The sequence below is a fragment of the Anditalea andensis genome (assembly GCF_000714815.1).
GTDB classification, from domain to species: Bacteria; Bacteroidota; Bacteroidia; order Cytophagales; family Cyclobacteriaceae; genus Anditalea; species Anditalea andensis.
Genome location: NZ_JMIH01000016.1, coordinates 422,601 through 437,825 on the forward strand (window position 1 = coordinate 422,601; position 15,225 = coordinate 437,825).

Genomic DNA, 15,225 nt, shown 5'->3' on the forward strand with positions numbered 1-15,225 from the left:
TTCTACGAGTTGGAGAAATACAAGCTATGGGATTAATTAAACCCCATAGCTTATATTGAAACTATTTACCTGCTTTGAGTTTTTTGGTAGCTACTTCTCCCCCATTTAATAGATATAGCAGTGGAGTGGGCCGGTCAGTCCCCTCTATAAAAGCAGGTCTCTGCTGCCATGGGGTAACCGATAACACATTCGTGAAATCCATCCAAAACTGCAATCTGGCAGGTTTCAAGCCCCAAGTCATATGAAAATGATTGGAAGGGGCATACTGCTTGTATTCTGTCATGGAAGCATATTTTGGAACCACAAAGGTATGTGGCCAGGTAGGATTTGCCGTATTGCAGATTCCCTGTGCCAGCTTTTCGGGCAACTCCACCGTTTCTGCTTCATCCCACACCATAGAAAACATTCCGGAAAGCGAACTATAAGCCAATCGGGCAGCTACACCTTTTATGCCACCGGGAGATATAAAGTGGACTGAATTGCCTAAATAAAAGAAATAATCAACCGCTTTGGGAAAAGAAATTTTAGACATAATGGCTGCTTCATCCGCACCGGGTTCTGCTGCCCAGTTAAAAGAGGCTGATCCGGAATTGACTCCGTCTACAAATCCCTTTGCCATCCATTTACCTTCAGCTTTGAGGTCGTAATCTCCTTCTTCTATAAATTCTTTGATATCATCCGTTTCCCAAACTTTCCTGAAATCCATAAACAATGGTGGATTGCCACCGGATAGCCAGGTCATAAATAATTGGGTCAATAGGGCCTGGACATCTGCTTCAGTGGCAAATGGAACTACAGCTTTTGGTCCATTGTGGTCAAAAGTGGAATTAAACAGTGATTCCATGATATCGGCTACTGGCTGCTGAATGCCTCTGGCATCAGACCCCCACTCTAACTGGCTCATGAATCCCCCGCCAACAGCATCCAGTTCTACCATTATATCACGGACAATCAAATAAAGCGCTAAACTTTTGTCAAGAAGCTCACTGTCTTTGTGCTCATCCGGTAACTCCAATCGGTCTGCTGCATGGGAGTCCAGCCATGACCTGAGTTTGGCGACTTCTTTTTTGTAATAGGATTCTTTTTGAAGCATATCTGAAAGGAGCTTCATATCCAGTCTGGTGATCTCCAGCCCAAACTGGTTTCTCGTTTCCAATATATGCGGTAAGGCGGTTTCCATCCCCATAGAATCGTGGCCGAACACCACCACTCTCCTGCCCTTGAGCCCCTGGAAAGTAGCTGCGGCATAACACCAGTCCACCAAATCTTCCAGGGTTTTGTCACTCATTTGGGGCGATTGCCCTGTATCGGGCCACTTCCCCACATTAATATGCGTCAGCTTACCATATTGGGCTATGGCTCCCGCAGTCGCATGGGTATACACTACGCCCGGTCTGGGAGCACTGTTACCTGTGGTGAAATTTATCGGTGTATCTTTCGGAAAATGGGCCATAAGGGATAAGGCTGTAAGCTGAGGAAAAGACCATGTATCGGGTACGCATACGAGGATGTTAACGCCGGCCTCTTTGAACTGCCGTGCGACCTGATCGGCTTGTGGTTCCCCGTCCACCAGTACATCGGAATAGACCACCTGCACATGGGACCCATCAGGCAGTATAATTTTATCGGCTATTTTGCCTGCTGCGTCCCGGACGATTGCAGTACTTCTATCTCTGCTCTGCTGGTCGATCCTGGGATCACATGGTGCAAATACCCCAATGACAGGTTTCCCTGTCTGCTCACTGACTTTTCTGGATAATAGTTTGGCATTCATTATTAGAAAATTTTAATGTTTAGATTTTATAGTATAAATAAGTTATAAGGTTTGGTTAAGCCTTCTCTTTTACCTGATGATCCTTGTTTTTTCCCTTAAGCAGGGATAGCAGAAAACCGGTCAAGAAGATGACAATGGTACCGAACACGATGGTCAGGTTGGCGTGAAATGGATTCACCCAAATTCCTTCCTGGAATACAAATACCGAAAGACTCATCCATGTGATGACCAATACACCCAATACCACACCGATGGCTGCCTCTACCCTTTCCACATTTTTGGCAAAGTAGCCCAATAAGAACAAGCCCAGAATTCCTCCGCTGAATATAGAAGACAGCGCCCACCATGCTTCAAGCGCACTTTGAACGCCCATCATGGCCAATGCCACGAAAATGCTTAGGATACCCATAAAAATAGCCGATCCCATCAATACCCTGAAGCTGACTTTGGAACTCACCTCTTTCTGAATATTTTTTTTGTAATGATCAGTGAGGATGATGGTGGCAGAGCTGTTTAAGCTTGTAGAAATCGTACTCATGCCTGCTGCAAAGATTGCCGCGATCAACAATCCGGTCATACCCGTGGGCAAACCGTGAACGATGAAAAAGGGGAAAATCCGGTCTGCAGCCTCCGCTACGAGCAATTCTTCCGGAAGCAAATGTGCATTAATCTGATAATAAGCGAACAAGGCCGTGCCGATGAAAAAAAACAGTAAAGAAACCGGAACGTAAAGTAAGCTTCCAAACCAGGTAGATTTAATAGCTTCCTTTTCATTTTTGGCACTCATGTAACGCTGTACATAGTTTTGATCTACTCCGAAATTCTGCAGGTTAATGACCAATCCATAGACCAGGATCACCCAAAATGTGCTGCGGGTCAAGTCAAAATCCAAACTTCCCAAGCTGAATTTATTGTTTTCCCTACCGATCTCGATTACCTGACCCGGTCCCTCCGGCATGCTGAACATTATGATACCCAAGCAGGTCAGCGCTCCCAATATGAGCACTACACCTTGAATGGCATCTGTCCAGATGACAGCTTCGATGCCTCCCATGGAAGCATATATGATGACGCAGATACCGGTGATAATAATGATGGTAGCAATATCCCAACCCAGCAAGGCATTCATGGGAAGGGCCAGAAGGTAAAGAATGGATCCCATGCGGGCCAACTGTGTCAACAAATAAAATATAGAGGCATAGGTTCTGGCCCAGCCCCCAAACCTAAGCTCTAAGTAATAATAAGCAGAATCACTGTTGACTTCCCTATATAGCGGTATGAAAAATTTTACCGCTATTAAAGCGGCAATGGGGATGGAAAGGCTGAAAACAAAACTGTTCCAGTTACTCAGATAAGCATTTCCCGGCAGTGCAAGAAAGCTGATACTGCTGACAAAGGTAGCAAAGATGGACATTCCGATGGCCCATGAGGGCAGTTTCCTCCCCCCCGTAATATAATCATCCGTAGACTTGTCTTTTTTGAAATAAAACGATACCCCGAAAAGCAGTATGCCTGCCATATATCCCAAAAAAATAACCAGGTCTATTATTGATAATTGCATAGGACGGTTTTAGAGTATTTGCTGTATGTCATCTATAGCTTTCTTGATTTTCTCCTTTTCTTCTATTTTAAAGCTACTTAAGGGTGAAGCTATGAAATCACTGCAAATCCCCAAAACGGACAAAGCGGCTTTTAAACCTTTTAAATAACTTGATCCGAAATTTCCTACTTTATATAGTTTCGAAGATATGGTCATCACTTTGGAATGAAGCAGTTTTACTTTTTCCAGGTCACCTGTAAAAGCAGCTTCATATAACTGCACATAGAGAGAAGGAAACATATTCGCGCCACCGTTTACTCCTCCATGACCGCCCAATAGTACTGTTTCAGCCATAAGTTCTTCCGGACCTACCAGTAGGGAGAAATCCGGACGGTCTTTCATCATATTGATGACACTGTTAAGATATACATTATTGGCAGAACTATCCTTTAGTCCAATAATATTCCGGTGTTTTGATAGGCTATGGACGGTATTGGGTTCTATTACAATTTTGGTATGGGAGGGCATATTATATAAATACAGCGGGAGGTTAATGCTGTCCGCCAGGTACTCATAATATTCGATCAGCTCAGGCTGACCCATGCTAAAATAATAAGGAGGTGCCGCTACTACTGCATCAGCACCTTCATTTGCGGCGATCTCTGCCAAACGTAAACTTTCTGAAGGAGCGGTATCAGTGATCCCTACCAGTACCGGTATCTTTCTGTCTACCATTGCACAGGTTCTCCTGACCAATTCATCCCGCAGGGCATATGGTAGGCTGGTAGATTCACCTGTGGTACCCAAAATAAACAATCCATGTACCCCACCGGAGATGACATGATTGATAAGTCTTTCCAGACCTACTATGTCCAGCGTATTATTGTCCAAAAGTGGTGTTACCATAGGGGTGATTATCCCCTTTAATGGCTTAGGCAAAAAGGTTTTATTGATCATAATGAAAATAGCAGATTTAAGTCTATAGATAGGAAAAGTCTTATTAATGCCCTACCTCTATTGCAAACTTATGATCTTATCCTGCAATTCCATCCTGCACTTACGTGATTCAGTGGATGAAAGTATAAACTCACGAAATAGTTTACATACATTGTTATAGTTGGATTTTAGTTCTATACAAATTGCTATTTGCCTACTATTTCAAATGTTCAGCATCATCTGTGACATCGACATCTTCCTCACTTTTTATCCAGGGCATTTTATCCTTAGGCCACTGTCCATCTATAATAGGATAAGTTTCAAACTTAGACGGGTCGAGTACCACATGCTTGATCCGCCTTCTGTGCCAGGAATAAGTCACATGCACCATTCCATCTTTGGTCTGAATTACTGCAGGGTATGAGTACTGGACTGGGCCGGTTCTATATTCCAAAACTGCAGCAGCTTCCCAATTAATCCCATCATCGGATACCGCTACTGTCAGTATGCCCCGGCCTTTGCGACCACCTATCGGATCTTCGCGTGTGGAGTGATTGTAAACCAAGATATGGCGTCCATCATCAAGTGTCACTGCATCTACAGCAGAATTGTTGTTTGGAAGGCTTGTGTCTGTCACAGGGGACCAGGTTAATCCACCATCATCAGACCAAGCCTGGGCCAGTTTGGCATCTTCATGTTCCTTATTGGTTCGGGCCAGTATCTGCAATCGCTCCTGAGAATGGACGAGTATAGTGGGTTGGATAATCTGTTGATCGCTATGAGTAGGATCGTTTATCGGTCCGATCTTGGTCCAGGTTTCACCGTTGTCTGTACTGCGCTCTATATGCGTTCTTCTGCCGGGGCTGCCCTCTAGGCTACCGCCTGCAATGATTGCCCCATCTTCCATATACACCGGTTTGTTTACAATAGGTCCGACAAATCCTTCTGGAAGCTTTCTAGGTTCACTCCAAGAGTAGCCATTGTCCTTAGAAGTTACCACCTGGCCATCATTGATACCTGGACTTACGAAGTAAATCTGGATATCTCCACCTTTGAGCTGGACCAGAACGGGATTGAAAACTGTTTGGCCTCCACCATCAGTTACACTGATAGGCGCCTCCCAATTGCCGCCGGAAGGCTTTCGGGCAAGCCATATGTTCACATCCGGTGCGCCTTCTCTTGTTCCCCCAAACCATGTGGCCAGCAGGTCGCCATTGGCCAGTTCCAGCAGCGAGGAGGCGTGGACATCCCGTGTCGGAGAATCTGTAAAAACGAATTCTTCCATTACGATTGCTTTTTTGGAAGGAGAAAGGGTTTCTGTCTCAGAGGAAGCAGTGTGTTGGGTACATGAACTGAAAATAGCTATAGTGGTAATTACACCTGATAAGATTATACTTCTCATTTTATCTTTATTTATTAGAATTGGGCAGGTCCATAGATTGGGAACTACCAACTAAAATTGCTTGCTATAAGCAATCCCTTATTTTTTGAAAGGCAACCATACGGCCATTTCTCCCTGTCCCCTATTTGCCCAGGCAAAATAAGGAATTAGGGTAACCGGCGCTGATTCCAACTCCTCATCCCCGACGGTACGATAAAGCTTCTTATCCCAATTCCCATCGTTCCTGTAATAGGCCTGTCCTTTTAAACCCATCATAGAAACGCCATTGATGTCAATCTTCTCCGGCGTAAGTTTCTGGTCTAATGAAATCATCAAATCATCTATATTTCTTCCTTCAGGCAAGTCCATTGATTCCACACAGTAGACCATAGGACCCCTTCTTACAGCAATTTGATTTTTGGTTTCTTCCACCAAGGGATGGGATTCTACATATTGGACTGGCATTTTCAGTTCTAAGGTAACCTTGTCGCCGGCTTTCCAATTTTGTTTGACACTAGCGTATTGTCCGGGTATGGTTTGAATTTCACTTTTTTGCCCATTGATGGATAAGCTTGATTCATTACACCATTCCGGTATTCTCAGCAAAAGTGAAAAATCTTCTTTAGGTGCTTTTTTAAACGTAATGTTTATAGTTTCATCCCAGGGATATTCAGTTTCCTGCTCCAGTTCCACCTCTTCACCATTCCATAGCCTGCTCTTAAGATTATTGCTGCTGTACATATTTACCAATAATCCTTCTTCAGAGACACTATAAGCGTAATTACTCATCTGAGCCATAGTACGGGCTACATTTGGTGCGCAACAGTTGGACTTTGAAATATACCCTTCCCGGATATTCGGCCATCTCAGGGTATAGGGCAGGTCGTCTCTTGCACTTAAAGGATTGGTATAAAAGAATTCAGTTCCCTCTAAACTGATACCGGAAAGTATGCTGTTAAAGAAATTCAGTTCCATCACATCGGCATGTTTAGCATCCTCGGTGATCTGTAGCATTCGGTAGTTCCAAAGAACATTCCCTATATTGGCACAGGTTTCATTATGGGCCGCCGCATTGGGCAACTGGTATGGTTTGCCATATGACTGATGGGTCTTTTGTACTTCTATGGGGTTATAGGAGGTTCCGTTTGGTGAGACACCGTCATACAAGGCCCCACATCCACCGGTTATATACATTTTACGGAATACCACATCATCCCAGATAGAATTCAGATTGTCCAAAAGGATTTGCTCCCCGGTTTCAGCATATAGATCCGCTACTCCAGCATAGAGGTAATTTGCACGGACGGCATGTCCCATAGCCTCAGTCTGATCTCTGAAGGGATATCTGTCCTGATTGTCATCGGTTCCATCATCTGTTGTTCCCCGGATATCAATCAGATTTTGAGAAAGCTCTAAATATTTTGGATCCCGGAGGGTTCGATACATTTCCGTCACACCCATATAATGTGAAGGACATATGGCATTCCTGGCAAGTTCGGGCGAGGCTTCTTTATAAAAGTCATATAAAAAATCAGCCACTCCTTTGGCTACTTTCATAAAATTATCCTTACCGGTGGCACGATAATGCACACATGCAGCAGTCATTAAATGCCCCATATTGTATTTTTCAAAACCCAATTGCTTCTGAAGCTCTTCCGGGCCCAAGGTTCCCCATCTCTCTTCTATCAGCACAGGAGTGTGAAGATATCCATCTGCTCTTTGGGCTTTTTGGATCATAGTAATAGCTTCGTCCATTTGCCTATCCAATTCAGGATCCTGGGAAATAGCATATAAGGAAGCCATGGCTTCAAATACTTTATAAAAATCCCCATCATGAAAAGAAGGGCCTTTATGCTTTCCCCTTATATCTCCCGATGCGATTTCAAAATTACGTGCGGCATGATTTATATCAGCATCATGGTATAGTTGCCACATAAAGGGAACGGTCTTCTCCCTGTTAACTTTGACACGTTCACCCCAAAAGCCATCCGTCCATGTTACATCCTGAATGTCTACACTTTTCAATTTACTGTAAGGGCTTTCAGATGTATTGACCAGCGCCTTCTGTTGTGCCACCGTGGGCCAAGCTGCCATCATAGCAATGGATACTGATAGGCATATAAGGGGTTTATTGATCTTCATATATTTAATTATTAATGGTTTTGAAGCAATTTTATATTGACGGGATAAAAAGCTCAGGGCTTTCCATTTCCTATATTTTCTGATAATTCTATTTTTTCGTGTTTATTGAGCTTAAAGAAATTGACGACATCTTTTTCTCGGGAAGCCGGTAGGATCTGAAGTCCAACCACCTCCCCATCCTTCACCTCTCCGGATATGATAGTTTGATATGGAGCATGTAGTTTAAATTTAACATCCCAGTCCCGGGGCCAGGCCGGAAATAGGTAGATTTTGTCGTCATCTGTTTGCATCAACATTTCCTGAAGGCCGATCATTCCTGACCCACCCCAGTTATGATCAGGCACCCAGTCGAAACCGGGGCCCCAGAAGGCCGGAAACCGCCGTCCAGAATCCCCCATTTTTCTCAGTGTAAGTTCGGCTGCCTCTTCCGTCATACCCATCCTTGCGGCAAATATATTATCCTGTTTCCATCCCACATGGCTGCGAAACTTGATGGCGTCGGGATCATATTTCCAGGTATTGAGGGCTATCTGTAAACCTTCTTTTCCAATCCCGTAAATACCCCAGGGATATACCGGATACAGCTGGGGAGTCTCAGTATTATTTACGCGTTCCCAGAGCTTTGCGGGCGATAATACCGGATTATCTTCTATGGTTCTTAGGCTTAAGGGCGGTATCCTCGCCAACATCTCTTCCCAGTGCGCAGATTGCACAGTGTCCAGATAACCTTCAGGCAGTTCCAATAATCGCTTTAGTATAGTCTGAAGCCCAGAAACGGTTGAATTGGCATTATAGGCCATTTTGTACGTTTCATTAGCTGTTCCCGGATAGAGGACCAAGTGGCCGTTTTCATCCAAGGTTTTGGCACTTCTGTTTCTGGCTCTAAACTGATAATGCTCATCAAAAAACCGGAGGCAGCTTTCGATAAAGGGTATATATTCTTTGATGTCCTCTCCTGTGTATCGCTCTGTTTCCAGCATCATTAAACAGAACTCCAAAACTGTATCCCATTGGTATTCCAGCCAGGCATTGTACTGTATGCCTGGATCATAATTTTCAGGCCTTTTCCACCCGTATTCAGCAGGATTGGGCAGGCCAAAGTTCTCTATCTGTTCAGTAAATGAAGCCCCTTCATGTCCCCAATAAACCTGTGACCTCAACTCAGCATTTTTTAAACTCCTCATATAGAATTTAAACTGGGGCTTCATCAGTTCAAAATCCCCGGTACGGACCATGGGGAAATAGACCAGTCGCTGGTTCTGTGCGGTCATTGTTCCTCCCCCCCAGTTTCTATGATCAGGCGTGAAGGACAATGTGGAGTCGGTATGAACAGGATCAAAAGTAAATAATCCCCCATTGAATTTGGTAGGATAATTACCATAAGCATTGCAACCCAACATATACCTGAAAAGCTGATAGTTTCTCCCTACCTGCCAAACCGTATCATTTGGATGCACCTGATCAGGATCTGTTATCAGATAGCTTTTTATCCAATAATTTCTCCACCAGTTCTTTGTGGCTGTTTTGGCTTTTTTGTTGGACTTCGGCTGTTTATTGACCAAGGCCATAAGGCTTTGATGCCAGTCTTGCTGCTGCGGGGTTTGTTGGGTATGAAGGAATATCTCGAGGTGATGGGTACGTGAAGGCTTTTGACTCTTGATCTTCCATGCTTTGTAATCTGTGTCCTGATATACACTTTCTTCATTTCCGGATGGGATCATATTTTTTCCGCGCATCCATCCACCGAAGGTTAAGTCTTTTATAGGATCCATCATCTGGTCCTTAACAGATTCCATTTTTTGTTGCTGGACTACGACGTCAAATACTGTATCTTCATTTTTGTTTCTGTGATAAAACAGCACACCATCCTTTTTAAAATCTACCTGATCTGCATAGGTTATGATTTCACTTTGAGGCGCCCACTTATATGAATTGGCATTATTGGCTTTCCCCTTGACAGGTCTGTCTCTGTACCTCCATGTTTCATAGGATGCCTCTACCTCTATAGCCCTGCGGCTATCCACTTCCACATGAATGACAGGACTAAACACATCCACCCACAGCTGGAGGCGCACATCATCCTGTCCGTTTTTACTCAATATACTGATATGGCCATCTTCCAGATGAAGCTCTTGGCTAAAGCTACTTTCATTATCAAATGGATTAGGATCTAAGCGTAGCTTTACTCTACCGAGCTTCAAAAAAGTATTATGTTCATCAAAAGTCCCACTTTTTGAAAAGTAAAAATACAGGTCATTGTTTTCCACCCATACGTTCATGCCTATATCCCCGCCTCCTAAGGGCATGGATTCTGAAGAATTCTTACTCTGGCTCGTCCATACCGGATTATAAGCCTCTAAAGAAATATTCTGGGCATTGGCCGTTTGAGAAAACAGCAGCAACACCATGAGATAGTAAAATTTTTTGACCATTCATCCGAAAATATAAAATGAATAGCTCCCAACTTCCCTGTGCTATGCTGAAAAGGTGATTAATATTTATTTTTGGGGAGGTTAATTACCAATCATCTGACCTAAATGAAGATAGTGGCAGTCCACCTGTGCTGAATAATTCACCTACTACAAAATCTTTAAAGGCATAGCGGATAGCCACAGGTTTGGGAACATCAGGAGAAGAAAGTACTAGGGACTTATTACGCAGTACCGCTTTGGCCGGATAGAATTTTCGGTTTTCACCGGAAATTTCAAAACCGGTTACTTCTTTGCCAAAGGAAGTTATTCCATTTGGCACATGGTTAAATGAAACTGTAACTAGATTCTCATTGATCTCCATTCCACTATACTCAGGACTGAAGGATTCAAATCCGGTGATATCATATGTGTGGGATAAGGCCATGTAAGCCAGTCTATGGCCTACTTCTTTTTTTCTTTTTGGATGGATATTATTATCTTCACCCAAATCCATCAATACTGCCATCCCGCTTTTGGGAATTCGATCCAAGACCTTTCGCTGGGCATCCCGTATATAAGCAGAATTGTTTTTCTCTATTTTCTTATCAGGCGTAAACTGACTGTAATCAAAAGGGGATATCTGCGTATAGTAAAATGGGAAACCTCCCTGACCCCACACCTTTCTCCATTCCCTCACCATGGCAATCTGCAAATCCTCATATTGATCCGGGCGGTCATAGTTGGACTCACCCTGGTACCAGATGGCTCCTTTTATACCGAAACCTATAACAGGGGCCAACATTCCGTTATATAGGACTGTCGGTGTTCGACTGAGCTCTTTGATCTGCTCCTGGCGCTCAGGGAGGACAATTTCAGGAAAATCCTTTAGCATCTCGCTGTTCATCCAAGCCTCAATATTAGAACCTCCATAGGACACATGAAGTAAGCCAATAGGCACATCCAATACCTGGTGCAGAAGCTGACCAAAAAACCAGGCTGTGGCACTGAAATTTCCAACAGAGGAAGGCTCTGCCATTTTCCAACCGCCTTCAAAATCATTTTCGGGATTGATCCGGCTTTTACGGGGAACAGTCAATAGTCGAATGGAAGGATTTCGTGAAGTAACTATAGCTTCATTTCCCCCTTCTACCGGCTGCCCTGGAAATCCTTTTAAAGGCATTTCCATATTGGACTGGCCTGAACAAAGCCATATATCTCCTATCAGAATATTATTCAATGAAATTTCATCACCATCATTGAGCCTGATCTGATATGGCCCACCTGCATCCGGTGTGGGAAGTGTTATTCTCCATTGCCCCTCCCCATTGATCTTGGCATGATAAACTTCGCTGCTCCATGATGGCTTTATCTGGACTTCCCCGTTTGGTGATCCCCAGCCCCACATGGGAGCATCCATATTTCTTTGGAGAACCATATTATCAGAAAAAATGGCAGGAAGGGTAATTTCTCCCAAAGCATTTTGTATGCTTGCCGTGAATGCCAATAAAATGAATATGTAGAATCGATTCATGTGGATTGATTATTTATAGGTAGTCATATGTAAGCGTAATATTAAATTTGAATTAGGCTGTTAAAGCCTTTTTAATATCTTCACCGGGCCGATTAAACCTGCTTCCTGTAAGGGATTATTTTTTATTCTTTCAAGTGGGGCTAAAGATCTTGTCAGTCTGTCTTCTTCCGGTAGGTTAAAATCTCCGATGATTCTGTTGGCCCAAGTGTTCGTTACCGCAATCTCCACCCTGTTTTGGCCAGGTTTAATGGCATCGGTAATATCAACCCTATACGGATATGTCCATGCCACGCCGCAATCTAGACCGTTGACCCTCACTGCCGCAAGATTGGCCACTTTACCCAGATCCAGCCAAAGAGCAGCATCACGCTCTCCTTCCCATTGAAAAGAAGTGGTGTATTCCGCTGTGCCACTGTAATATTTCACACTATCATTTTCATGCGCGGTCCAGTCCTGTAGCTTATTCCAAACCAAAGGTTTTTTCGGGCCTCTGTATGTTTCATCAAAATCTATGGTCCAAGTGTTATCCAAATTTGCCACCGTATTGAATTCCGTAATGTTTGAACCCATATTTACCTCCTTGCGATCTGTGTTTTCCCTAAAAATCACAAACAAAGATTCATTTTCCACCAATTCTACTGGTATGACCGTTCTTCCGTTTTCTATTTTCCACTGCTTCACCGGAAAATAGCGATCCCATACCGGGTCATAAAAAACCGGCTCTTTGCCACTGATTCTAAAAGAAAGATTTAATACCCTCTTTTCCTCTCTTTGATTTGATATAAAATATATATCCTCCTCCTGACTTCTACGGTGTGTAAAGGCAATACCTTCATTCAATTTTCCACTGGCATCTTTGGCTACAAAATCAGGCTGAAGCCCCAGCGCCTCAAATGTTGCCTGATGGTAAGGTAATTTTACTACTCTTCCCTGACCTACCTGCCAGCTTTGAGCGTCATCCTTGTTCCAATTTTCATTATATCCTTGCCACAGTTCCTCCATTACAGTCTCCAATTGTTCTATATGGTCACCGGTGTATCCCAAAGTATGGGTTGCCTTTTCATCTACCAGTACTGTTGCACCGGATTTTACTAATTCTAAAATTTTTGTAGCCACTTGCACCGACATCCTATATGCATGTGGGTTCATTTTTCTATTACCGGGAAAAACCAATAAGGCATAACTTGCCCCTCCCGGCAATTCTACTCTTCCATTCCTTACTTGTGCCAAGTTCAGCAATACATCCGCATTAAAGGAATCATACTGATAGCCTTTGAGTGGATCTGTCCAGTCCTCAGCTGTTGCCATATTAGCAGAATAGGTTACCCCTTTAGGTCGCTGGGTGGTAGGCTGATCTATATTTGCCCTACGTTCAGCCTCTTTACGAACTGTTTCTTCTCCAAATATTCCCGGTAAAAAGGGCAACAATCGCTCGGGCAACACGGAACGGTTGGGTATCTCCTCCCCGGCAAAAACAGCGAGGTCGACTACAGGATGTCCTTTTTGAAGATGGTATTGTGTACGCTGGGCGTAATCTACCCAAGCTTTGCCAGGCTCCCACCATGTCTGGTCACGTTGGAAGTATAAACCTATGGCATCTAATGTCATTCCCGGCTTTCTGTCCAACCATGGATTGTGTACGAAGACATGGTAAAAAAAACGGTTGATGCCCAAGGCATAATTACGGTCTCCCACTACTTTTATATTTCCCGGATGCTCGTCCCAATCCATCCGCAATTGGGTAAAAGCCTCTGCCTGTATGATTTGCTTTCCATATATATGGCCTCCGGAGATAGCATCCCGTATATCATTAGGTTTATCGTGGGTAGGGCTGTTGAGCCAAAATTCCCCACCTGGGAGATCCACATATTTAAAATGCAGCAGACCGTCACTCATCATCGTGGGAGCCACATTCTCCGCACTGAATTCCACTCCGTTTTTATGCGCCTCTTCGGCCATGGTCACAAAAAACTTATCTACCACCAACTCCGATATGGTCTTCCTTATATCGAAGAGAATCTTCTCTGAGGCTTCTGCACTTTCTATGGGAACCCCTGCAAAAACAGGCAGGTAGTCAAGAATGTCGTAACCTCTTCTTTCTTTAAATTCACTGCTAAATACAGGGGACCAGTTTTGGCTTCCCGCTTCCCAGCTATCAATGTGTAAAATTTTCAATACACTTTCTGCCAGATCGGGTCCTGCAGTACGAAGGGCTTCGCCAAACCATTGGTCAAATTGAAACCTGAGCGCGTCAGTGTTAAATTTATCCACTTCAAGTCCCTTACCTCCTCCGCCGGTGGCATTGGTATGGCCGGTAGAGGTATGCCCAAATCTCATGATCATCCAGTCACCTTCTGGAGCATGCCATAAAAGGTTTCCGTCTCCCGACATTTTATCACTGATGTTGATCAGTTCTTCTTTGGACACTACCGCATTTGTCGGGATGTCCACATCGGTACTTCTCTCACTGATCCTCCAGACTGCCCCTGATTTACCCTCATATTGATTGATCCGGGCATGTTCAGATAATTCCAAGGTTCTGATTTTTAAAGAAGGTTTCCATTTGGCGGCATCTAAATCTTCCGCCCCGGGCTCAGTCCCTTCTTTTTCATAAATAAATCTAAAAAACCGGGCGGTGGTGGACTCTATACTATGGGTATAGTCAAAATCCCAATCCTGCCAGCCATGCCTGGGTGGATTTAACCTTGTTACCCTTTGGAAATCAATTCCATCATCACTTTTTTCTATGATCAGGCGGTGAGCCTGATAGCTGTTTCCGCTTGTCTTGATCCGGATAGACCGCGCAGTAAATGGCTCATCAAATTCATATTGTATCCAGGCTTCATCGTTGGTAGAAAAACTGCCATCCATGCTATCATCCAGTAGGAATGAAACATCTTCTCCTTCGTTGCTGCTGATTTTGGGATTAAGGTCACCGGATTTTCTTGGATTTCCAGTCTTAACAGGAAAGGCAAAAACGGCTATATCTCTATAATGTCCGGCTACTATTTCCGGTTGAGGAAGCGCTGTCTGAATTACTTTACCACCTTCTTGGATCATTTCCGACCATACTACTTTCTGCATGGAAATGTCAGGAGTAATCCACGGACCTCCGGCTACAGCAAATCCATCGCAGGAATGCATCGCCAGTTTCAGGTCAAGCCGGTCTGCTTCATTCATGGCATGCTTTACCATCTCCCACCATTCAGGCGTTGTTTGGATGATAGGGGGATCGATCAGGGGCTCTTCTGTTGGGCCTTTGATGGACATCAAATATGCTCCTGCCAACCCGGCTTCTTTCATCGCCTCCAGATCGGCCGTGATGCCTTCCTCAGAATATGCCCCATGCATCCAATACCAATAGGCCCATGGTTGTGAACTGTCATAAGAAAATTTTCCGCTATTATTCCCTTTGTGGGCAGACCTGCATGAGGTAGCCACCGATAGTATAATCAGTAAAAATAAAAACAAACATAAGGGAGCGTATTTTTTCATTATAGAATGTTTACT

The 15,225-nt window shown here is 43.9% G+C and carries 8 protein-coding genes; all 8 read right to left on the minus strand.

Annotated features, from left to right (window positions below; all coding sequences use genetic code 11):
- Positions 1 to 61: 61 nt before the first annotated feature.
- The 8 genes from EL17_RS10110 to EL17_RS10145 all read right to left on the minus strand — a co-directional run bounded on the left by EL17_RS10110 (position 62) and on the right by EL17_RS10145 (position 15,210).
- Positions 62 to 1,774, minus strand: coding sequence for a hypothetical protein (locus EL17_RS10110; protein ID WP_035073260.1), 1,713 nt, complete (start codon positions 1,772 to 1,774; stop codon positions 62 to 64).
- 55 nt (positions 1,775 to 1,829) lie between these two features.
- Positions 1,830 to 3,335: a sodium:solute symporter gene (locus tag EL17_RS10115; protein WP_035073263.1), complete on the minus strand. Its 1,506-nt coding sequence runs from the start codon at positions 3,333 to 3,335 to the stop codon at positions 1,830 to 1,832.
- Positions 3,336 to 3,344: 9 nt separating this feature from the next.
- Positions 3,345 to 4,271, minus strand: coding sequence for a dihydrodipicolinate synthase family protein (locus EL17_RS10120; protein ID WP_035073266.1), 927 nt, complete (start codon positions 4,269 to 4,271; stop codon positions 3,345 to 3,347).
- A gap of 196 nt (positions 4,272 to 4,467) precedes the next feature.
- Entirely contained in the window at positions 4,468 to 5,652 is a 1,185-nt protein-coding gene (locus EL17_RS10125) for a sialidase family protein (RefSeq protein WP_051719923.1), read from the minus strand.
- A 78-nt stretch (positions 5,653 to 5,730) separates the two neighbouring features.
- Positions 5,731 to 7,773: an aceric acid hydrolase gene (locus EL17_RS10130; RefSeq protein WP_035073269.1), complete on the minus strand. Its 2,043-nt coding sequence runs from the start codon at positions 7,771 to 7,773 to the stop codon at positions 5,731 to 5,733.
- 53 nt (positions 7,774 to 7,826) lie between these two features.
- Positions 7,827 to 10,205, minus strand: a complete 2,379-nt coding sequence (locus tag EL17_RS10135) for a DUF5703 domain-containing protein (protein WP_035073272.1) — start codon at positions 10,203 to 10,205, stop codon at positions 7,827 to 7,829.
- An 85-nt stretch (positions 10,206 to 10,290) separates the two neighbouring features.
- Positions 10,291 to 11,715, minus strand: coding sequence for a sialate O-acetylesterase (locus tag EL17_RS10140; RefSeq protein WP_035073274.1), 1,425 nt, complete (start codon positions 11,713 to 11,715; stop codon positions 10,291 to 10,293).
- 60 nt (positions 11,716 to 11,775) lie between these two features.
- Positions 11,776 to 15,210, minus strand: a complete 3,435-nt coding sequence (locus EL17_RS10145; protein WP_035073277.1) for a glycosyl hydrolase — start codon at positions 15,208 to 15,210, stop codon at positions 11,776 to 11,778.
- Between the last annotated feature and the right edge of the window lie 15 nt (positions 15,211 to 15,225).